Annotated in this window: 4 protein-coding genes; all 4 read right to left on the reverse strand. The window is 67.8% G+C overall.

What is annotated here, in order from left to right; translation table 11 throughout:
* Window positions 1-34 precede the first annotated feature (34 nt).
* Window positions 35-427 (reverse strand): gamma-glutamylcyclotransferase family protein, encoded by a 393-nt coding sequence (locus KJQ12_RS04520; protein ID WP_015253982.1) that lies wholly within the window; start codon window positions 425-427, stop codon window positions 35-37.
* Window positions 424-2562, reverse strand: coding sequence for a putative bifunctional diguanylate cyclase/phosphodiesterase (locus KJQ12_RS04525; protein WP_213483685.1), 2139 nt, complete (start codon window positions 2560-2562; stop codon window positions 424-426). The genes KJQ12_RS04520 and KJQ12_RS04525 overlap by 4 nt, the downstream gene beginning before the upstream one ends.
* Window positions 2563-2735: 173 nt before the next feature.
* Window positions 2736-3509, reverse strand: coding sequence for a LamB/YcsF family protein (locus KJQ12_RS04530; RefSeq protein ID WP_213483686.1), 774 nt, complete (start codon window positions 3507-3509; stop codon window positions 2736-2738).
* 26 nt (window positions 3510-3535) lie between these two features.
* The coding region (locus KJQ12_RS04535) for a 5-oxoprolinase subunit C family protein (protein ID WP_483368471.1) at window positions 3536-4093 on the reverse strand (558 nt) is incomplete at its 5' end.

Below are 4093 nucleotides of genomic sequence, written 5' to 3' on the forward strand. Positions count from 1 at the left end.
CCGCCCTGCCCGCGCCTTGCGGGCAGGGCGGCCGTTATCGTTTGTTCTGCCGATCGGGCCAATACGTCTCGGTCATGTACGGCAATCCCCGGGCATCCGGCCAGACGTACGCCCAGCCCTCCAGCGGCTGTCCGGATGCGTCGCGGACCCAGATCCGCTCGTACTCGTTCGGCGACTCCGGGCCGATGAAGTCTTCCAGCTCATCCAGCGCCGCCAGCGCCTCGGGCCTGACCGTCAGCCACATCCCCCGCACGCGGCCCGCCAACGCGTCTTCACCCCGCACCAACGCGGGCCAGGCGCCGCAATCGACGAGCCTGCCGCGCACCTCGCCCGGCCGCGCATCCAGCACCCAGGGGGCCGCGATGCCGTGGTTGCACTCGCCGGGCAGCAGGGAGCCGTAGACGAACACATGCACGGCGCGGATCATCGTTCGCTGCACGCCTCCTGATCTTGCCGGTGCTCGTGATACCATTTGACGAACGCGTCGGCGGTGACCGGACGGGTATAGTAGAAGCCCTGCGCTTCCTCGCACAATTCCGCGCGCAGGAAGCGAAGCTGCTCCTCGCTCTCCACCCCTTCGGCCGTCACCCGCATGTTCAGGTGGCGGGCCATCGCGGCAATCGTCGACACGATCGCCGCATCGTTCCCGTCGCGATCCAGATCCGCGACGAAGGAACGGTCGATCTTCAGCTTGTCGATCGGATAGCGCTTCAGATAGCTGAGCGAGCTGTAACCGGTTCCGAAATCGTCCAGGCTGATCTGCACCCCGACTTCCTTCAGTTTGCGCAGCGTCTCGTAAGCAAATTCAACATCGGCCGTCATGCTCTCGGTGATCTCCAGGCCGACCCAGCGCGGCTCGAGGCCGGTCTCGTCCAGAATCGCGCGGATGCGGTCGGCAAGATCGTGCTGATGGAACTGGCGCATGGACAGATTGACGGACACGATGAACGGCGGCAGGCCGGCGTCCTGCCACGCCTTGTTCTGGGCGCAGGCCGTGCGGATGACCCATTCGCCGATTTCGTTGATGAGCCCGGTCTCCTCCGCGATCGGAATGAACAGATGGGGCGGAACGACCCCGCGCTCCGGATGCTCCCAGCGAAGGAGCGCCTCGACGCCGGTAACGTTTCCGGAATGCAGGTCGACCAGCGGCTGGTAGACCAGATAGAACTGGTTCTCCTCGAGCGCCCGCCGCATATCGTTCTCCAGCTTGAGCCGTTCACGCGCCTGGTCGCTCATCCGGGGCGTATAGATCCGGTAGGTGTTCCGTTCCGCTTTCGCGCTGTACAGTGCGGCGTCCGCATGCTTGAGCAGCAGCTCCGGCGTATTTCCGAACTCCGGCCCGATCGCAATCCCGATGCTGACCGTGATGTGATATCCGGTGCCGTCGAACGAGAGCGGCGTCTCGAACGCCTTCAGCAGCCGGGCCGCCGCCTTTTCCGCTTCTTCGGCCTTCTCCAGCCCGGGCAGCAGAACCGTAAACTCGTCGCCGCCCATCCGGTAAACATGCGGCAAAGGCGCAACCGTCTGTTTCAGCCGTTCCGCCGCGGCGATGAGCAGCTGATCCCCGCACGAATGGCCGAGCGTGTCGTTGATCGTTTTGAACCGGTCCATGTCCAGCAGCAGGACGGCGAGCCGGGTGCGGGACCGCTCCGCGCGGTTCAGTTCCGCCTCCAGCCGCTCGGTCAGCAGCCGCCGGTTGCCGAGTCCGGTCAGCTCGTCATGGTACGCCAGATACTGGATCTGGGCTTCCGCCCGCTTCTGCTGGCGCATCGGGCCTTCGATCGTCACCAGATAAATCCCCTGCATCAGGAAGAAATAGCCGCCCGCCTTGAATATCTGCGCCAGCAGCATGTCCGCGTCCAGCAGTTCGTCGACGAACAGCACCTGCAGATTGGCGAACCAGAGCAGGCACATCGCCTGCACGATTTTCAGCAGCGCCTGCGGGCGGGCGCTCCGGTTCCGGTACAGAATTATCGCCCCGGCGGCCGCATAGCCGCCCAGGATGATCACGATGGCCGCGACGCGCAGCAGGTCCAGCGCCTGTCCCTTAAGCAGCGCACCCTCCCGGAGGAACGCGGCCGCCGCCACGATCGCCGCAACGGCGAACCCGCACAGGGGCGACAGCCAGAGCAGCCGCCGCCGTTCGCCGCCGTGCGCCTTCCCGTCCGCCTGGGTGAGCAGGAGGAGCAGGCCGGCCGCGCCGATCACCTGCGCCGCCGCGCCGTAAACCATCGTGAGCGATGTGTCGCCGGCATCGCGGTAGAACGGCTGGCCGAAGAAGGTCAGCGCATGCGCCAGCTCCAGGATGCCGACGACGGTGAACAGGCTGGCCGTATGCAGCCGGATCCGGGTGAGCTGCCGGACGAAAAACGCCCAGCCGAGCAGCACCATTGCAAAACAGAACGCCACGATCGCATAGCCAAGCAATGTCGCGACGAGCAGCAAATCCAGCATTTCCGTCCATCGATGGATGATGTCATGGAACAAACGCATGGCCGCGAACGACATCAACACCAGGCCGATTACCAAAACGGTCTGCTTCTCCGCCTTGTTCACCGACATTGCTCCGACCCCCGTGCCCGTATCGTCTACATTTCGGACAGATTCGTGTTTTTTCGCAACTTGAGTAACCATTTCCACGCGCAATCTGCAGATTCCTGCCGGAAATGCAAATTTTGCATGTTTTGGAAGCTGTTATTCCGACTTCATCCGACCCGCTCGGCAGTTTCGCTCCTTCAAGGTGCGAACGGGGAAGCGATCCGCCATCCTTCCCGCTCGAGCGCGCGCCTCACCGCGGCCGCGATCTCCGGAGCGCCGGGACTGTCGCCGTGAATGCAGAGGGTGCCGGCGCGGACTTCCGCCGTCCCGCCGTCCGCCGTCCGCACGACGCCGCGGGACGCGATATCGAGCGCCTGCGCCGCCGCCTCTTCCGGCCGCTCCAGCACCGCGCCGGCGGAGCCGCGCGGCAGCAGGCGGCCGTCCGCGCCGTAGCGCCGGTCGGCGAACGCTTCGGCCGCCGTCTTGAGGCCGGCCGCCCGGGCCGCCCGCTCAAGCAGCCCGTCCGGCGGCACGAACAGGCCGATCGCCGGATCGAACCTCCGGACGGCCTGCGCGACCGCTTCGGCCAGCGCTTCCGACCGGTCCGCCATATGGTACAGCGCGCCGTGCAGCTTCACGTGGCGGATGCGGCCGCCCGCGGCCCGCACGAAGGCGTCGAGCGCGCCGAGCTGGTAGAGCAGGTCGTCGGCCGCCTCCTGCGCGGTCAGCGCCAGCGCCCGCCGGCCGAAGCCGGCCCGGTCCGGCAGACCGGGATGGGCGCCGACGGCGACGCCGGCTTCGATGCACCGCTCGACCGTCTCGCGCATCGTGCGCGGGTCGCCGGCGTGAAAGCCGCAGGCGATGTTCGCCGACGAGAGGAGCGGAATCAGCTCGCGGTCGCGGCCGATCGCATAGGGGCCGAAGCCTTCGCCGACATCGCCGTTCAGATCGATGGTTCTGGCATTCGACATGGTCAATGATTCGCCTCCCGCATGGTTCAACGATTCGGCCGCCGGCACCGGATGCCGGCGGCGAGCAGGCGCAGCTCCGCCTCCCGCCTGAGCAGCAGGCGATGCGCCTCGTCCACCCCGATCGGGCGGAACCGCACCCGGTCGCCGGGGCGGAGCTGCGCGAGCAGCGGCAGGTCGACGGCCGCCACATGGGCGATGACCGGGTAGCCGCCGGTCGTCTGGCAGTCGGCGCCGAGCACGATCGGCTGCCCGCCGGCCGGCACCTGCACGGTGCCCGGCAGCACGCCGCGCGAGCGCATCTCCGTCCGGACCGCGAGCTCAAGCGGCGGCCCGTTGAGCCGCACGCCCATCCGGTCCGAATCGGGAGCCGCCGTGTACGGCTCCCGGAAGAAGCGTTCACGGGCTTCCGCCGTGAACGCTTCCGGGTCGGCGGACGGCACGGCGCGCAGCACGACGCCGTCCGCCGCATCCCGCGCGCTGCCGCCCCCGGCGAAGCCTTCCGGCAGCGCGCACCAGCCGGGCGCAGCCCAGCTGCGCCCGAAGGCGGCGGCTTCCGCCGCCAGCGCCGCTGCCCAGGCGGCCGC

The sequence above is a fragment of the Thermobacillus xylanilyticus genome, from assembly GCF_907165215.1.
GTDB classification, from domain to species: Bacteria; Bacillota; Bacilli; order Paenibacillales; family Paenibacillaceae; genus Thermobacillus; species Thermobacillus xylanilyticus.